This is a genomic window from Aliihoeflea sp. PC F10.4 (genome assembly GCF_054612275.1).
In genome coordinates this window covers 1,764,622-1,777,628 of the sequence record NZ_JBTSWH010000001.1, presented here as the reverse complement: position 1 = coordinate 1,777,628, position 13,007 = coordinate 1,764,622, and the positions used below count along the sequence as shown (strand labels likewise).

Here is a 13,007-nt window from a genome sequence, read left to right as displayed (position 1 = left end):
GAAGCAGATGCTCCGGCCTTTTTCGCGTTCGTTGGACGATCGATCAGATCGGCCGCACCAGAACGTGCTTCTTCTTTCCAAGCGACAGTTTGACGATGCCGTCCGCCGTTACGTCGGCGTCGCCAATGATCTGGCGGTCGTCGGAAACGGCGGCGTCGTTGATGCGAACCGCGCCGCCCTGCACGTGACGGCGTGCTTCGCCGTTCGAGCCGGCAAGGCCCGCCTTGACGAACAGCGCGAGAACGCCGACGCCAGCCCCGAGCTCGTCTTTCGAAATTTCGACTGTCGGCAGGCTTTCGGCGAGCGCGCCTTCCTCGAAGGTTTTGCGCGCCGTGTCGGCGGCCTCATCGGCTGCCGCGCGACCGTGCAGCATCGCCGTCACTTCAGTCGCGAGCAGCTTCTTGGCCTCATTGACCTCGGAGCCGCCGAGCGCTGCGAGCTTCGCGATCTCCCCGAGCGGCATGGTGGTGTAAAGCTTCAGGAAGCGCTCGACATCGGCATCCTCGGTATTGCGCCAGTATTGCCAGAAATCATAGGCGGACAGCATGTCCGGATTCAGCCAGACGGCACCATTGAGCGACTTGCCCATCTTCGCGCCGGACGCAGTCGTCAAAAGCGGCGAGGTCAGCGCGTAAAGCTGAGGCGTGTCCATACGGTGGCCGAGATCGATACCGTTGATAATGTTTCCCCACTGATCCGAACCGCCCATCTGAAGGCGCGTACCATAACGCTTGTTCAGTTCGACGAAATCGTAAGCCTGCAGCACCATGTAGTTGAATTCAAGGAAGGAAAGTGACTGCTGGCGGTCGAGCCGCAACTTGACGCTGTCGAACGACAGCATGCGGTTGACCGAAAAATGCGCGCCGACGTCACGCAGGAATTCGAGGTAATTCAGCTTGCGCAGCCAGTCACCATTATCGACCATGAGCGCGTCCTGAGGGCCTTCGCCAAAGGTCAGGTAATTGGAAAAGACGCGTTTGATCGATGCGATGTTTTCCGCGATCGTATCGAGCGTCATGAGCTTGCGCGCTTCGTCCTTGAAGGACGGATCGCCGACCATGCCGGTGCCGCCGCCCATCAGAGCGATGGGGCGATGGCCGGTATTCTGCATCCAGTGCAGCATCATGATCTGGATGAGACCGCCAGCATGCAGGCTCGGCGCGGTCGGATCGAAGCCAATATACGCCGTCACGGTTTCCTTCGCGAACAGATAGTCGAGGCCGGATTCATCCGAGATCTGGTGGATGAAGCCGCGCTCGGCGAGCGTGCGCAGGAAATCGGACTTGAAGGCGGACATCTTTCTTGTCTTTCATGTTGATGTTGCGGGCCGTCGACCTGACGGCGTGACGCGCGGGCTTTAACATCCCCGGACGACGAATCACAAGAACGGACGATGGCATGGCTCTTTTGCGCGCGCTCGGCCTGATGAGCGGAACGTCGATGGACGGCATCGACCTCGCGCTGATTAAAACCGATGGAGAAACCTCCGTTGAGCGCGGTCCGTCCATGTTCGTCGCCTATGACGCCGCATTCCGTCGCCGGATCGAGGCCGGACTGGATGACGCCAAAGCGATCGTTGCACGCACGGAACGTCCGGGCGATCTGGCGTTGCTGGAGCGCGAACTGACGATGCGCCATGCAACGGCGGTCGCCGCCTTCGTCGAAAGATACGGCGCGGTCGATCTCGTCGGCTTCCACGGCCAGACCGTCCTACATCGACCCGAGCGCGCATTGACGGTTCAGATTGGCGATGGCGCGCTTCTGGCCCGGGAGACCGACATTCCGGTCGTTTATGACATGCGTGCGGCCGACATGGAGGCGGGCGGGCAAGGCGCTCCACTTGTGCCAGCCTATCACGCGGCACTAGCTGAGACGTTGCGCGAGATCGAACGGCCGATCTGCTTCGTCAATATCGGGGGCATTTCCAACGTCACATTCGTGCCAGCGGACGGCCCGCCAATCGCCTTCGACAGCGGTCCCGGCAACGCACTGATCGACCAGTGGGTGGCACGCGAGGGCGGCGTTCCTTTCGATCAAAATGGCATGATCGCGAGCGAGGGCGGCATTGTGGCGCGCGTGGTAGAGCGCTACATGGCCAATCCGTTTTTCGACCGAGAAGGGCCAAAATCCCTCGACCGCAACGATTTCACGCTCGACGAATCGAATGGCCTCGACCTTTCGGATGGCGCGCGCACGCTTGCCGCCGTGTCCGCCAGGGCCATCCTGAAGGCGGCCGAGCACCTGCCTCAGACGCCGAAGACATGGGTGCTGTGTGGGGGCGGGCGAAAAAACCCGCATATCGTCGCCGATATGCGAAGCGGCGCACCGGACGCAAATGTTCTGCTCGCCGAGGATGTCGGTCTCGATGGCGACTCGATGGAAGCGGAGGCCTGGGCCTATCTTGCGGTCCGCTCGCAAAAGCGCCTGCCGCTGACATGGCCGACAACGACCGGGTGCCGGCTGCCGGTGATAGGTGGAGTGAATGCGACACCCTAAAGGGTATGTGACAAGCTTACGCCGGCGCGGCGGCTGCCTTCGCTTTCGATGCGGCTTTCGGCTTTGCCGTGGCCTTAACCTTTGGCTTCGCAGCGGATTTTGGCTTGGCGGCGGCTTTAGCCTTCGGTGGCGCTTTCGCCTTTGGCGCGGCAGCACTCATGTCGTCGACTGCGGCTTCCGGAGCGTTCTTCTTGATGGACTCGATGGCCTTCACCGCGGATGACTTCGACTTGTAGCCTTCCGACGAGAACATGATTTCACCATTACCCGCGCGGAAGCGAAAGCGGCTCTCGCCCTTTTTGTCTTTGTAGATTTCGAACTTGTGCATGCCGATCCCCTCGAACGTCGAATTGACGTTCGAAAGGTGACATGAGTTCGCCGTTCAGTCGAGCGAAAATGACGTTACGTCAACGAAGGCGCTTCGGCTTTGGATCGGCCAGTTCGCCATTGAGGCGCCGGTCGAGATAGTCCGAGCATTCCTCGATCAGCGTTTCGCCGTGGGTGGCGAAAAAATGATTCGCGCCGGGCATGGTTTTCTGCGTGATCGTGATGCCCTTTTGGGTGTGCAGCTTGTCGACTAGCACCTGAACGTCTTTCGGCGGCGCGACACGGTCGGCGTCGCCATGGATAATGAGGCCGGACGACGGGCAGGGCGCCAGGAACGAGAAATCATACGTGTTCGGCTGCGGCGCGATGGACATGAAGCCCTCGATCTCGGGACGGCGCATCAAAAGCTGCATGCCGATCCATGCGCCGAAGGAATAGCCGGCCACCCAGCAGCTTTTCGAATCGGGATGAAGCGACTGCACCCAGTCGAGCGCGGCGGCGGCATCCGACAATTCGCCCGAGCCGTGGTCGAACTCGCCCTGACTACGGCCGATGCCGCGAAAATTGAAGCGCAGGACAGTGAAGTCGCGCTTCTGGAACATGTAGAAGAGGTCATAGACGATCTTGTTGTTCATCGTCCCCCCGAATTGCGGGTGGGGGTGCAGCACGATCGCGATCGGCGCGTTCTTTTCCTTCGAAGGCTGATAACGACCTTCAAGGCGTCCGGCCGGACCTGCGAAAATGACCTCGGGCATGGGATACTCCAGTTGAACCGCGTGTGGCGTGTCGCAAGAACCTTCAAGGCTTTCGGACTTGACGCGAGGCGGTCGGCTCCATAAAACCAGTTTAGAATTATTCAAAAGTAGGCGGCGTCTTGCCGCTCTTTTCGCAAAGCGCGTAGATAGGACGGCTCGCCTTGCGAATTCAAGGAAATAACGCCGCAGAGGCGGCAGCGCGAAACGAATTGGATCGAAAGCTGCAATGGCCGGACCCCGCGCCTATCTCGACTGGAATGCCAGCGCACCGCTTCTGCCCGAAGCGCGCGATGCGATGCTGGCCGGTCTCGACCTGACGGCGAATCCGTCATCGGTCCACACGGAAGGTCGCGCGGCACGTCAGATGGTGGAGAGTGCGCGCCGGGACGTGGCCACGCTTTGCAACGCCAAACCTGACCATGTCGTGTTCACGTCAGGCGCGAGCGAGGCGGTGGCTTTGGCGCTGACGCCGCACTGGCGTATGGGCCGCGCGGCACTCACCTATTCAAAGCTCTACACGTCGGCGACCGATCATTCGATTGTGGCCGGCGGTGGACGCTTCGCCAAGCCGGATATTGTCGAATTGCCGGTCGATGCCGACGGCATTCTCGATCTGGACGCCCTTGCCCAGGCGCTGGCCGCGCATGACAAGGTGGCGGGCCTGCCGTTGGTTGCTGTCCATCTGGCCAATAACGAGACGGGCGTGATCCAGCCGGCGGCGAAGATTGCGAAGATCGTGCATGATGCCGGCGGTGTTCTGATACTTGACGCCGTTCAGGCAGGTGGACGCGTTTCGCTCGATATTTCAGAGCTTTCCGTCGATTTCCTGATTCTTGCGGCGCACAAGATCGGTGGTCCTAAGGGCGCGGGCGCGCTGGTCGGCAAAAGCGATGTGCTGATGCCTTCTCCCATCGCAACAGGTGGTGGTCAGGAGCGCGGGCACCGGGCCGGAACCGAGAACTACGCCGCGCTCGCCGCATTCGGCGCGGCTGCACGTGCCGCCTACGAAAACCTTTCGCGTGCCGACGAACTTCGACGCCGGCGCGACGATCTGCAGGCGGCGATCCTCGATATCGTTCCGGACGCCATCGTCTTCGGGGCGGCGACCGATCGTCTCTGCAATACGATTTTCTTTGCAATTCCCGGCGTGAAGGCCGAAACGGCGCAGATTGCCTTCGATCTGGCGGGCGTCTCCGTATCGTCCGGCTCGGCATGTTCGTCCGGCAAGGTCGGTGCGAGCCGCGTGCTGAAAGCCATGGGCTTCGGCGAGGATATCAGCGGCATTCGCGTTTCGATCGGCCATACGACCAGCGAGGCGGAGATCGCGGCTTTTGCGGGGGCGTTGCGGCAGTTCGTGAGCCGACGGCGATCAGCGGCTTGAACGCCGCGAAAATTTGGATTTTCGGCGGATATGAACGTGCATTTGCCGTCCGCCGACACTATGTAAGGCGCATTCCTTAGCGAATGCGAAATCGACAACTGCCGGGCCTTGACCCCGGCCTGGATGGAGAGCGCTGATGCCTGCTGTGCAGGAGACCATCGATCAGGTCCGCAAGATTGACGTGGATCAGTATAAATACGGCTTCGAGACCGAAATCGAGATGGACAAGGCCCCCAAGGGCCTGAACGAGGACATCATCCGGTTCATCTCGGCCAAGAAGGACGAGCCGCAGTGGATGCTGGACTGGCGTCTGGCCGCCTATCGCCGCTGGCTGACGCTCGAGGAGCCGACCTGGGCGCGCGTCGACTATCCGAAGATCGACTTCAACGACATCTATTACTATGCCGCGCCGAAGAACCAAACCGGGCCGAAATCGCTCGACGAGGTCGATCCGGAACTGTTGCGCGTCTATGAAAAGCTGGGCATTCCGCTGCGCGAACAGGAAATCCTCGCCGGCGTCCAGAAGGACGAGGGCGACGATGCGGACAACGACAACGTCTACAAATCCGGCCGCGTGGCCGTGGACGCGGTGTTCGATTCCATCTCGGTCGTCACGACCTTCAAGGAGGAATTGAAGAAGGCCGGCGTCATCTTCTGCTCGATCTCCGAGGCGATCCGCGAATATCCCGAACTCGTCCAGAAATATCTCGGCTCGGTCGTTCCGACCTCCGACAATTACTACGCGACGCTGAACTCCGCCGTCTTCACCGACGGCTCGTTCGTCTTCGTTCCGAAGGGCGTTCGCTGCCCGATGGAACTGTCGACCTATTTCCGCATCAACGAGAAAAACACGGGCCAGTTCGAGCGCACGTTGATCATCGCGGAGGAGGGCGCTTACGTCTCCTACCTCGAAGGCTGCACCGCGCCGCAGCGCGACGAAAACCAGCTTCACGCAGCCGTGGTCGAACTCGTCGCGCTCGACGATGCCGAGATCAAATATTCGACGGTCCAGAACTGGTATCCGGGCGACAAGGACGGCAAGGGCGGTATCTACAATTTCGTCACCAAGCGCGGTGACTGCCGCGGCGATCGCTCCAAGATTTCATGGACGCAGGTCGAGACCGGCTCGGCGATCACCTGGAAATACCCGTCCTGCATCCTGCGCGGCGACGATTCTCGCGGCGAGTTCTATTCGATCGCCGTTTCGAACGGTCACCAGCAGATCGATAGCGGCACCAAGATGATCCATCTGGGCAAGAACACGTCGAGCCGCATCATCTCCAAGGGCATTTCGGCCGGTCACTCGAACAACACCTATCGCGGCCAGGTCTCGGCTCATCGCAAGGCGACCAACGCGCGCAACTTCACGCAATGCGACTCGCTGCTGATCGGCAACGACTGCGGCGCGCATACGGTGCCCTACATCGAGGCGAAAAACGCGACTGCCCAGTTCGAGCACGAGGCGACGACGTCGAAGATTTCCGAAGATCAGCTCTTCTACGTCATGCAGCGCGGTATTCCCGAGGAAGAAGCCATTGCGCTCATCGTCAACGGCTTCGTCAAGGACGTGATCCAGGAATTGCCGATGGAGTTCGCCGTCGAGGCGCAGAAACTCATCGGTATCTCGCTTGAGGGTAGCGTCGGATGACGATCGAGGAAATCCGGCTCGACCACGCGGGAAGCTGCGCATGCGGCGCGGTTACCGTGAAAGTCAAAGGTCTGGCTGTAGCCATGACCGAATGCTGGTGCTCGGCCTGTCAGAAGGAAACGGGCGGCAGCGCGACCCATTCGGTGATCGTGGACGATGACGATATCGTTTTCGACCGCGCGAGCCTTGGCCGGTTCGAACGTGTTTCGGACACCGGCCGTAAGGTCACGCGCCTGTTCTGCCGCGAATGCGGCACGAGCATCGCGGCGCGCCCGGAAGACGTTCCCTATACCGGCCTTCGGGTCGGCGTACTGGACGACCGCACGTTCTTCAGGCCGCAGATCGTCATGTACGCACGAAACGCGCCGCATTGGGCCGGCTTCCCCGAACGCGCCAATATTTTCGACACCCAGCCCGAAGCGGCTGCGCGCTGAGAGCGCGTCAAAGTAAACGCGGAAAACCACATCATGCTTGAAATCAAGAACCTTCACGCCCGCATCGCCGAGGACGGCACCGAGATCATCCGGGGCCTGAACCTCACCGTGAACAAGGGCGAAGTCGCAGCCATCATGGGGCCGAACGGCTCGGGCAAGTCGACATTGTCCTATATCCTCGCCGGGCGCAGCGACTACGAGGTCACCGAGGGCGAGATTCTCTACAACGGCGAGTCGATCCTCGAGATGGACCCGGCCGAGCGTGCCGCTTCCGGCATCTTTCTCGCCTTCCAGTATCCGATGGAGATACCGGGCGTCGCCACGATGGAATTCCTGAAGGTAGCGATGAACTCGCAGCGCAAGGCGCGCGGCGAGGAGGAACTGAAGATCCCTGAGTTCCTGAAGCGCGTGAAGGAAAACGCGGCGGGTCTCAACATCGACATGGCGATGCTCAAGCGCCCGCTCAATGTCGGCTTTTCCGGCGGCGAGAAGAAGCGCGCCGAAATTCTCCAGATGAAGCTTCTGGAGCCGCATTTGTGCGTGCTCGACGAGACCGATTCCGGCCTCGATATCGACGCGCTCAAGATCGTGGCGGACGGCGTCAATTCGCTGCGTTCGCCCGATCGCGCCTTCGTCGTGATCACGCACTATCAGCGTCTGCTCGACTACATCGTGCCCGATACGGTGCATGTGTTGTCGCGCGGCCAGGTGGTGAAGTCGGGCGATAAGAGCCTGGCGCTGGAGCTCGAAAAGAACGGCTACGCCGGCATCATCGGCGAAGCGGCCTGAGGCGGGGTGTTTTGATGAACGTTCATGCGACACCGAAGCTGACCAGTGCCGAAGAGGCACTGATCGAGGGCTTCCAGACGCGCAAGGGCGCGCTCGTCGGCTCGCCCGACGTGGCGGCGAAGCGCAATGAGGCGGCCGACATCCTGAAGGCGGGGCTTCCGACGCGTCGCGTCGAGGCATGGCATTACACGGACCTGCGTCGGTTGCTTGCGACCGTTCCTGCCGATGGCGGCAAGGGCGACGCGGCTCCGGTTGAGCCGTTAGTCGAAGGATCGACAGTGCTTGCCGTGCTCGATGGCAAGGCGGATGCAGGACAGGTGCCGCAGGGCGTGCGCCTCGAAAAGGTCGCCGACCGGCTGATGAGCGGCGCGCTGGCTGCCGATCTGGCCCCCGTCCACGCCGACGACACGGTCGGTGCGATCAACGCCGCCTTCGTGACGGATGGCTACGTGCTGGAGATCGAGGAGGGCGCCGAGATCGCCGCGCCGATCGAACTTCAAAACATCCACTCGGGCGGGCAGGTTCACAGCCGCTTCACTGTCAACGTCGGTAAGGGTGCGAAGGTCACGATCGTCGAGCGCCAGACCGGCTCGGCCGATGCGCTGGTTTCGTCCATCGCTGATCTCGACGTCGCCGATGGCGCGACCGTCAACTGGCTGATCGTGCAGGATCAACCGAAAGACGCGACGCATCTCGGCCAGATTCGCGGCAGGTTCGGTGCGGAATCGAATGTCACGCTGTTCATCATGAATACTGGCGCGAAGCTGGTCCGGCAGGAAGTGCATGTCGTTGCGGCGGGTGAGGAGTCAGAGTTCCGTCTGCGCGGCGTGAATCTGCTCGGCGGCGAGACGCATTGCGACGTGACGATGGTTCTCGACCATGCTGCTCCGCACACGACATCGACCGAGATCATCCGTAACGTCATTACCGACAAGGCGCATGGCGTGTTCCAGGGCCAGATCCGCGTCGATCGGCTGGCGCAGAAGACCGACGCGAAGATGGCCTGCAACACGCTGCTTCTGTCGGACGACGGAGAGTTCTCGACCAAGCCGGAACTCGAAATCTTCGCCGATGACGTGGCCTGCGGCCATGGGGCGACCGTGACGGAGATCGACGGCGACCATCTGTTCTATTTGATGGCGCGCGGTGTCGAGGAAAAGCTCGCACGCGGTCTGCTCGTCAAGGCGTTCCTGCGCGAGATCGTCGAGGAACTGGACGACGAGGCGATTGTCGAAGCGCTCGAAACGCGTCTGGAAAATTGGTTCGTCACGCACGGGTGACGAGCCGGAAAGGCGGCGAAGTGGATCAGAAAATCGCAACCAAGCCTTATGATGTCGAAGCCATCCGGCGCGACTTCCCGATCCTGTCGCGCGAGGTCTATGGCAAGTCGCTTGTCTATCTCGACAACGGCGCGTCGTCGCAAAAGCCGCAGCAGGTGATCGACCGCGTCGTTCGCGCCTATTCGAGTGAATATGCGAACGTTCATCGCGGCCTTCACTTTTTGTCGAATACGGCGACGGACGCTTTCGAGGCTGCCCGCGAGACCGTGCGCGGTTTCATCAATGCGGAAAGCGTCGACGAGATCGTCTTCACGCGCTCCGCGACCGAGGCGATCAACACCGTCTCCTACGGCTATGGCATGCCCAATATCGGCGAGGGCGACGAGATCGTCCTGTCGATCATGGAGCATCATTCCAACATCGTGCCGTGGCATTTCATTCGCGAGCGGCAGGGCGCGAAACTCGTCTGGGTGCCGGTCGACGACGATGGCGTGCTTCATGTCGAGGAGTTCGAGAAGCGCCTGACCGACCGCACCAAGCTGGTCGCGATCACGCATATGTCGAACGTGCTAGGCACGATCACGCCTATCAAGGAGATTTGCCGCATCGCGCATGAGCGCGGCATTCCGGTTCTAGTGGACGGCAGCCAGAGCGCGGTCCACATGCCGATAGACGTGCAGGCGCTCGGCTGCGACTGGTACGTCTTCACTGGTCACAAGGTCTATGGGCCGTCTGGCATCGGTGTCCTTTATGGGCGCAAGGAGATGTTGGAGAAGATGCGCCCGTTCCAGGGTGGCGGCGAAATGATCGAGGAGGTGACGGAGGACAACGTCACCTATAACGAACCGCCGCATCGTTTCGAGGCCGGAACCCCGCCGATCGTGCAGGCAATCGGCCTCGGTGCGGCGCTGGAATATATGCAGGGCATCGGGCGCGAGGCGATAGCGGCGCACGAGGCTGAACTGGCGGCCTACGCGCATGAGCGTCTGTCGCGCATCAATTCCATGCGCATCATCGGTAACGCTCCGGGCAAGGGCGCGATCGTTTCGTTCGAGTTGCAGGGGATTCATGCCCATGACGTGTCGATGGTGATCGACCGCGAGGGCGTGGCCGTTCGTGCGGGAACGCATTGTGCGCAGCCGCTTTTGAAACGCTTCGGCGTGACCTCGACATGCCGCGCCTCCTTCGCCATGTATAATACGAAGGCGGAGATCGATGCTCTCGCCGATGCGCTTGAAAAAGCGCGCACATTTTTCGGATGATGCCATGAGCGACGAAACTGCAAGCGAAACGACCCCGCAGGTCTCAACCATTCCACCGGACGAACTGGCGCGGTTGACCGACGATATCGTCTCGGCCCTGAAAACGGTTTACGACCCGGAAATTCCGGCCGATATCTATGAGCTCGGCCTGATCTACAAGATCGACATCGAGGATGACCGCTCGGTCAAGATCGACATGACGCTGACAGCGCCGGGATGCCCGGTGGCCGGCGAAATGCCGGGCTGGGTGGCGAACGCTGTCGGCACGGTCGAGGGCATTTCGGATGTCGACGTCCAGATGGTCTTCGATCCGCCATGGACGCCGGATCGCATGTCGGAAGAGGCGCAGGTCGCGGTGGGCTGGTATTGACCGGTTGCGCGGACTGCCAAACTTCCCCATCTTGAGCGTATGAACATTCCACGGGCCTTGAACCCGACGGCATGGAGAATTCGATGGCACGATTTTCAGTAATGACCCTGACCGATGAAGCGGCGAACCGCGTGCGCGACGTCGTTGCGGCACGCGACAACGCGGCCGGCATACGCGTCGGGATCAAGAAGGGCGGCTGTGCCGGTATGGAATACACGATCGACCTCGTATCCGAGCCGGACCCGAAGGACGACCATGTCGAGCGCGACGGCGCGCATGTCTATGTGGCGCCGGAAGCGGCACTGTTCCTGCTCGGCACCGAAATGGGTTTCGAAACGACGACGCTACGCTCCGGCTTCACCTTCAAGAACCCGAACCAGTCTTCGGCCTGCGGCTGCGGCGAATCCATCGAGTTGAAGCCGGCCGATCTGAAGGCGCTCGCCGAAGCGCGGGGACAGGACGCCGTCGTGTGAGAAGCGGCGCATCCGACGATGCGCCGTTCGATTATTTTAAAGCTGGAAATATCGCTGCCGCGCCATGAGGAACGGCAGTTCGGTGTCGTCGGTTTTCTGCCGCACTGTCGCCAGTCCCGCGATCCACGCTTCGGTGACTTTCTGCGTCATCGCGTCGGATGACGATCGCATTTCCTCGATAATGTCGCGCGCTGCGCCCGCACCGGCTTCCATGACGTCGTCCGGAAACGCGCGCAACGTCACGCCATGCTCGTCCATCAGCGTGCGGAATGCGAGCGGATCGTTGGCTGCGAAATCGGCGGACATCGCATCGTGGGCGGCCTGTGCCGTCAGGCGGACGATGGCTTGAAGATCATTCGGCAACTCGTCGAATTTCGCCCGGTCGACGACCAGTTCCCCTGCAAGCGCAGGCTCGGTGAAACTCGGCGAATAATAGTTCTTTGTGATCTGGTGGAACCCGAGAGCGAGGTCGTTATAGGGGCCGACAAACTCCGCCGCATCGAGCGTGCCTGATTGCAGTGCCTGAAAGATCTCGCCGGCAGCCATATTGGTCACGGACGCACCAAGACGTTGCCAGACCTGACCGCCGAGACCGGGCGTGCGAAAGCGCAGACCGCGGATGTCCTCAAGACTGTTGAGTTCGTTGCGAAACCAACCGCCTCCCTGCGTGCCGGTATCGCCTGCCAGAAACCCGCGAACGCCGAATGGCTCGTAGACTTCATCCCAAAGTTCCTGCCCGCCCAGAACGCGGACCCAGGCGGTCAGTTCGCGCGAGTTCATGCCATAGGGAACGCCGCTGAAAAAGCTCAATGCGAGGCTCTTGTTCTGCCAGTAATAGGGTGTCCCGTGCATCATCTCCGCATTGCCGTCGATGACGGCGTCGAGAGCCTGAAGCGGTGGCACGAGTTCACCGGCCGGATAGACCTCGACAGTCAAACGCCCGTCCGAAGCGGCGGTGATGTCATCGGCGATGCGCTGGGCGGCAACGCCTTGGCCGGGAAAGTTGCGCGGCCAGGTCGTGACCATGCGCCAAACCCTCCTTTCCTGCGCAATTGCAGGTGCGGCGAGCACTGTCGCGGCACCCGCCGCTCCAAAGCCAAGAAACCAGCGTCTTTCCATCGATTTTTCCTCCCTCATCGATGCGCCCTGACCAATGGTGTTCCTCCGCAGCCCGGGCTTTCAGATTGTCCTTTCCACTAAAATCACGCCGCAACGGCAGCGCTGCCAAAGACTAAGTCATCGACGTCGATTGACCTAACGGAAATCATTCCGCGCTCTAATCGACCCACATGCCGTGCTTCTTGTGCCAGTCGGCAATCGAAAGCTCGGGATAGATTTCGTAGGACTCATCGCCCGCGCGAATATCCGGTTCGACCCAGGACGCCTTGTATTTCAACATCAGGTGTACACGCGACGGAGGCGTCGGTAATTCGGTGTCGATCGCCGATGCGAACGGATGAACGAGGTTCGGCCAGCTTGGATCGAAAAGCCACAGGGCCGTTCCGCATTTCGTGCAGAAATTCCGCTCGCCGGACGACAACTCGCCGCTTGGATGCTCGTCGTCGTGAATGCGTGCACGAAAGATGCCGATAGCTTCTTTTCCTTTGATGTTCAGTGTGTGTGCATCCGCACCAAGGTTGATCGCGTAGCCGCCACCGCCTGCCTGCTTGCGGCAGATCGAGCAATAGCAAAGCTGGTACGGGGCAGGGGTCTGACTGTCGACGCTGAACGAGACAGCACCGCAGCGGCATGATCCTTCAAGTTTCATTGGCATATGGGCTCTCCCGGCGTT

14 protein-coding genes are annotated in these 13,007 nt (G+C 61.0%); 9 read left to right on the top strand and 5 right to left on the bottom strand.

Annotation, left to right across the window (positions count from 1 at the left end; genetic code table 11):
• Positions 1 to 43: 43 nt before the first annotated feature.
• Positions 44 to 1,297, bottom strand: coding sequence for a tyrosine--tRNA ligase (gene tyrS / locus ACX82Z_RS08955; RefSeq protein ID WP_459588042.1), 1,254 nt, complete (start codon positions 1,295 to 1,297; stop codon positions 44 to 46).
• 101 nt (positions 1,298 to 1,398) lie between these two features.
• On the opposite strand from tyrS, the gene ACX82Z_RS08950 reads away from it, so the two are divergent.
• Positions 1,399 to 2,496: an anhydro-N-acetylmuramic acid kinase gene (locus tag ACX82Z_RS08950; protein ID WP_459588040.1), complete on the top strand. Its 1,098-nt coding sequence runs from the start codon at positions 1,399 to 1,401 to the stop codon at positions 2,494 to 2,496.
• A gap of 16 nt (positions 2,497 to 2,512) precedes the next feature.
• Here ACX82Z_RS08950 and ACX82Z_RS08945 read toward each other — a convergent pair whose 3' ends face one another.
• Both ACX82Z_RS08945 and ACX82Z_RS08940 read right to left on the bottom strand, forming a co-directional pair.
• A complete protein-coding gene (locus ACX82Z_RS08945; RefSeq protein ID WP_459588039.1) occupies positions 2,513 to 2,824 on the bottom strand; it encodes a YegP family protein in 312 nt (103 codons plus the stop codon).
• Between the two features lie 79 nt (positions 2,825 to 2,903).
• The gene (locus tag ACX82Z_RS08940) at positions 2,904 to 3,578 is read right to left on the bottom strand and encodes an alpha/beta hydrolase (RefSeq protein ID WP_459588037.1); all 675 of its coding nucleotides are present in this window, start codon (positions 3,576 to 3,578) and stop codon (positions 2,904 to 2,906) included.
• A 226-nt stretch (positions 3,579 to 3,804) separates the two neighbouring features.
• Here ACX82Z_RS08940 and ACX82Z_RS08935 point away from each other — a divergent pair, with 226 nt between their 5' ends.
• The 8 genes from ACX82Z_RS08935 to sufA all read left to right on the top strand — a co-directional run bounded on the left by ACX82Z_RS08935 (position 3,805) and on the right by sufA (position 11,215).
• Positions 3,805 to 4,959, top strand: a complete 1,155-nt coding sequence (locus tag ACX82Z_RS08935) for a cysteine desulfurase family protein (protein ID WP_459588035.1) — start codon at positions 3,805 to 3,807, stop codon at positions 4,957 to 4,959.
• A gap of 136 nt (positions 4,960 to 5,095) precedes the next feature.
• Entirely contained in the window at positions 5,096 to 6,607 is a 1,512-nt protein-coding gene (sufB, locus tag ACX82Z_RS08930) for a Fe-S cluster assembly protein SufB (RefSeq protein WP_459588033.1), read from the top strand.
• On the top strand, positions 6,604 to 7,041 hold the full coding sequence (locus ACX82Z_RS08925) for a GFA family protein (protein WP_459588031.1): 438 nt from the start codon (positions 6,604 to 6,606) through the stop codon (positions 7,039 to 7,041). The genes sufB and ACX82Z_RS08925 overlap by 4 nt, the downstream gene beginning before the upstream one ends.
• Before the next feature lie 33 nt (positions 7,042 to 7,074).
• Positions 7,075 to 7,830 (top strand): Fe-S cluster assembly ATPase SufC, encoded by a 756-nt coding sequence (gene sufC / locus ACX82Z_RS08920; protein WP_459588030.1) that lies wholly within the window; start codon positions 7,075 to 7,077, stop codon positions 7,828 to 7,830.
• Between the two features lie 14 nt (positions 7,831 to 7,844).
• Positions 7,845 to 9,110: a Fe-S cluster assembly protein SufD gene (gene sufD / locus ACX82Z_RS08915; RefSeq protein ID WP_459588029.1), complete on the top strand. Its 1,266-nt coding sequence runs from the start codon at positions 7,845 to 7,847 to the stop codon at positions 9,108 to 9,110.
• A gap of 20 nt (positions 9,111 to 9,130) precedes the next feature.
• Entirely contained in the window at positions 9,131 to 10,372 is a 1,242-nt protein-coding gene (locus ACX82Z_RS08910; RefSeq protein ID WP_459588027.1) for a cysteine desulfurase, read from the top strand.
• 4 nt (positions 10,373 to 10,376) lie between these two features.
• On the top strand, positions 10,377 to 10,742 hold the full coding sequence (locus ACX82Z_RS08905; RefSeq protein ID WP_459588026.1) for an SUF system Fe-S cluster assembly protein: 366 nt from the start codon (positions 10,377 to 10,379) through the stop codon (positions 10,740 to 10,742).
• Positions 10,743 to 10,825: 83 nt separating this feature from the next.
• Positions 10,826 to 11,215, top strand: coding sequence for a Fe-S cluster assembly scaffold SufA (gene sufA, locus ACX82Z_RS08900; protein WP_459588024.1), 390 nt, complete (start codon positions 10,826 to 10,828; stop codon positions 11,213 to 11,215).
• 36 nt (positions 11,216 to 11,251) lie between these two features.
• On the opposite strand, the gene ACX82Z_RS08895 is transcribed toward sufA, so the two are convergent.
• Positions 11,252 to 12,334, bottom strand: coding sequence for a TRAP transporter substrate-binding protein (locus ACX82Z_RS08895; protein ID WP_459588022.1), 1,083 nt, complete (start codon positions 12,332 to 12,334; stop codon positions 11,252 to 11,254).
• A 157-nt stretch (positions 12,335 to 12,491) separates the two neighbouring features.
• Positions 12,492 to 12,989: a GFA family protein gene (locus ACX82Z_RS08890; RefSeq protein ID WP_459588020.1), complete on the bottom strand. Its 498-nt coding sequence runs from the start codon at positions 12,987 to 12,989 to the stop codon at positions 12,492 to 12,494.
• Between the last annotated feature and the right edge of the window lie 18 nt (positions 12,990 to 13,007).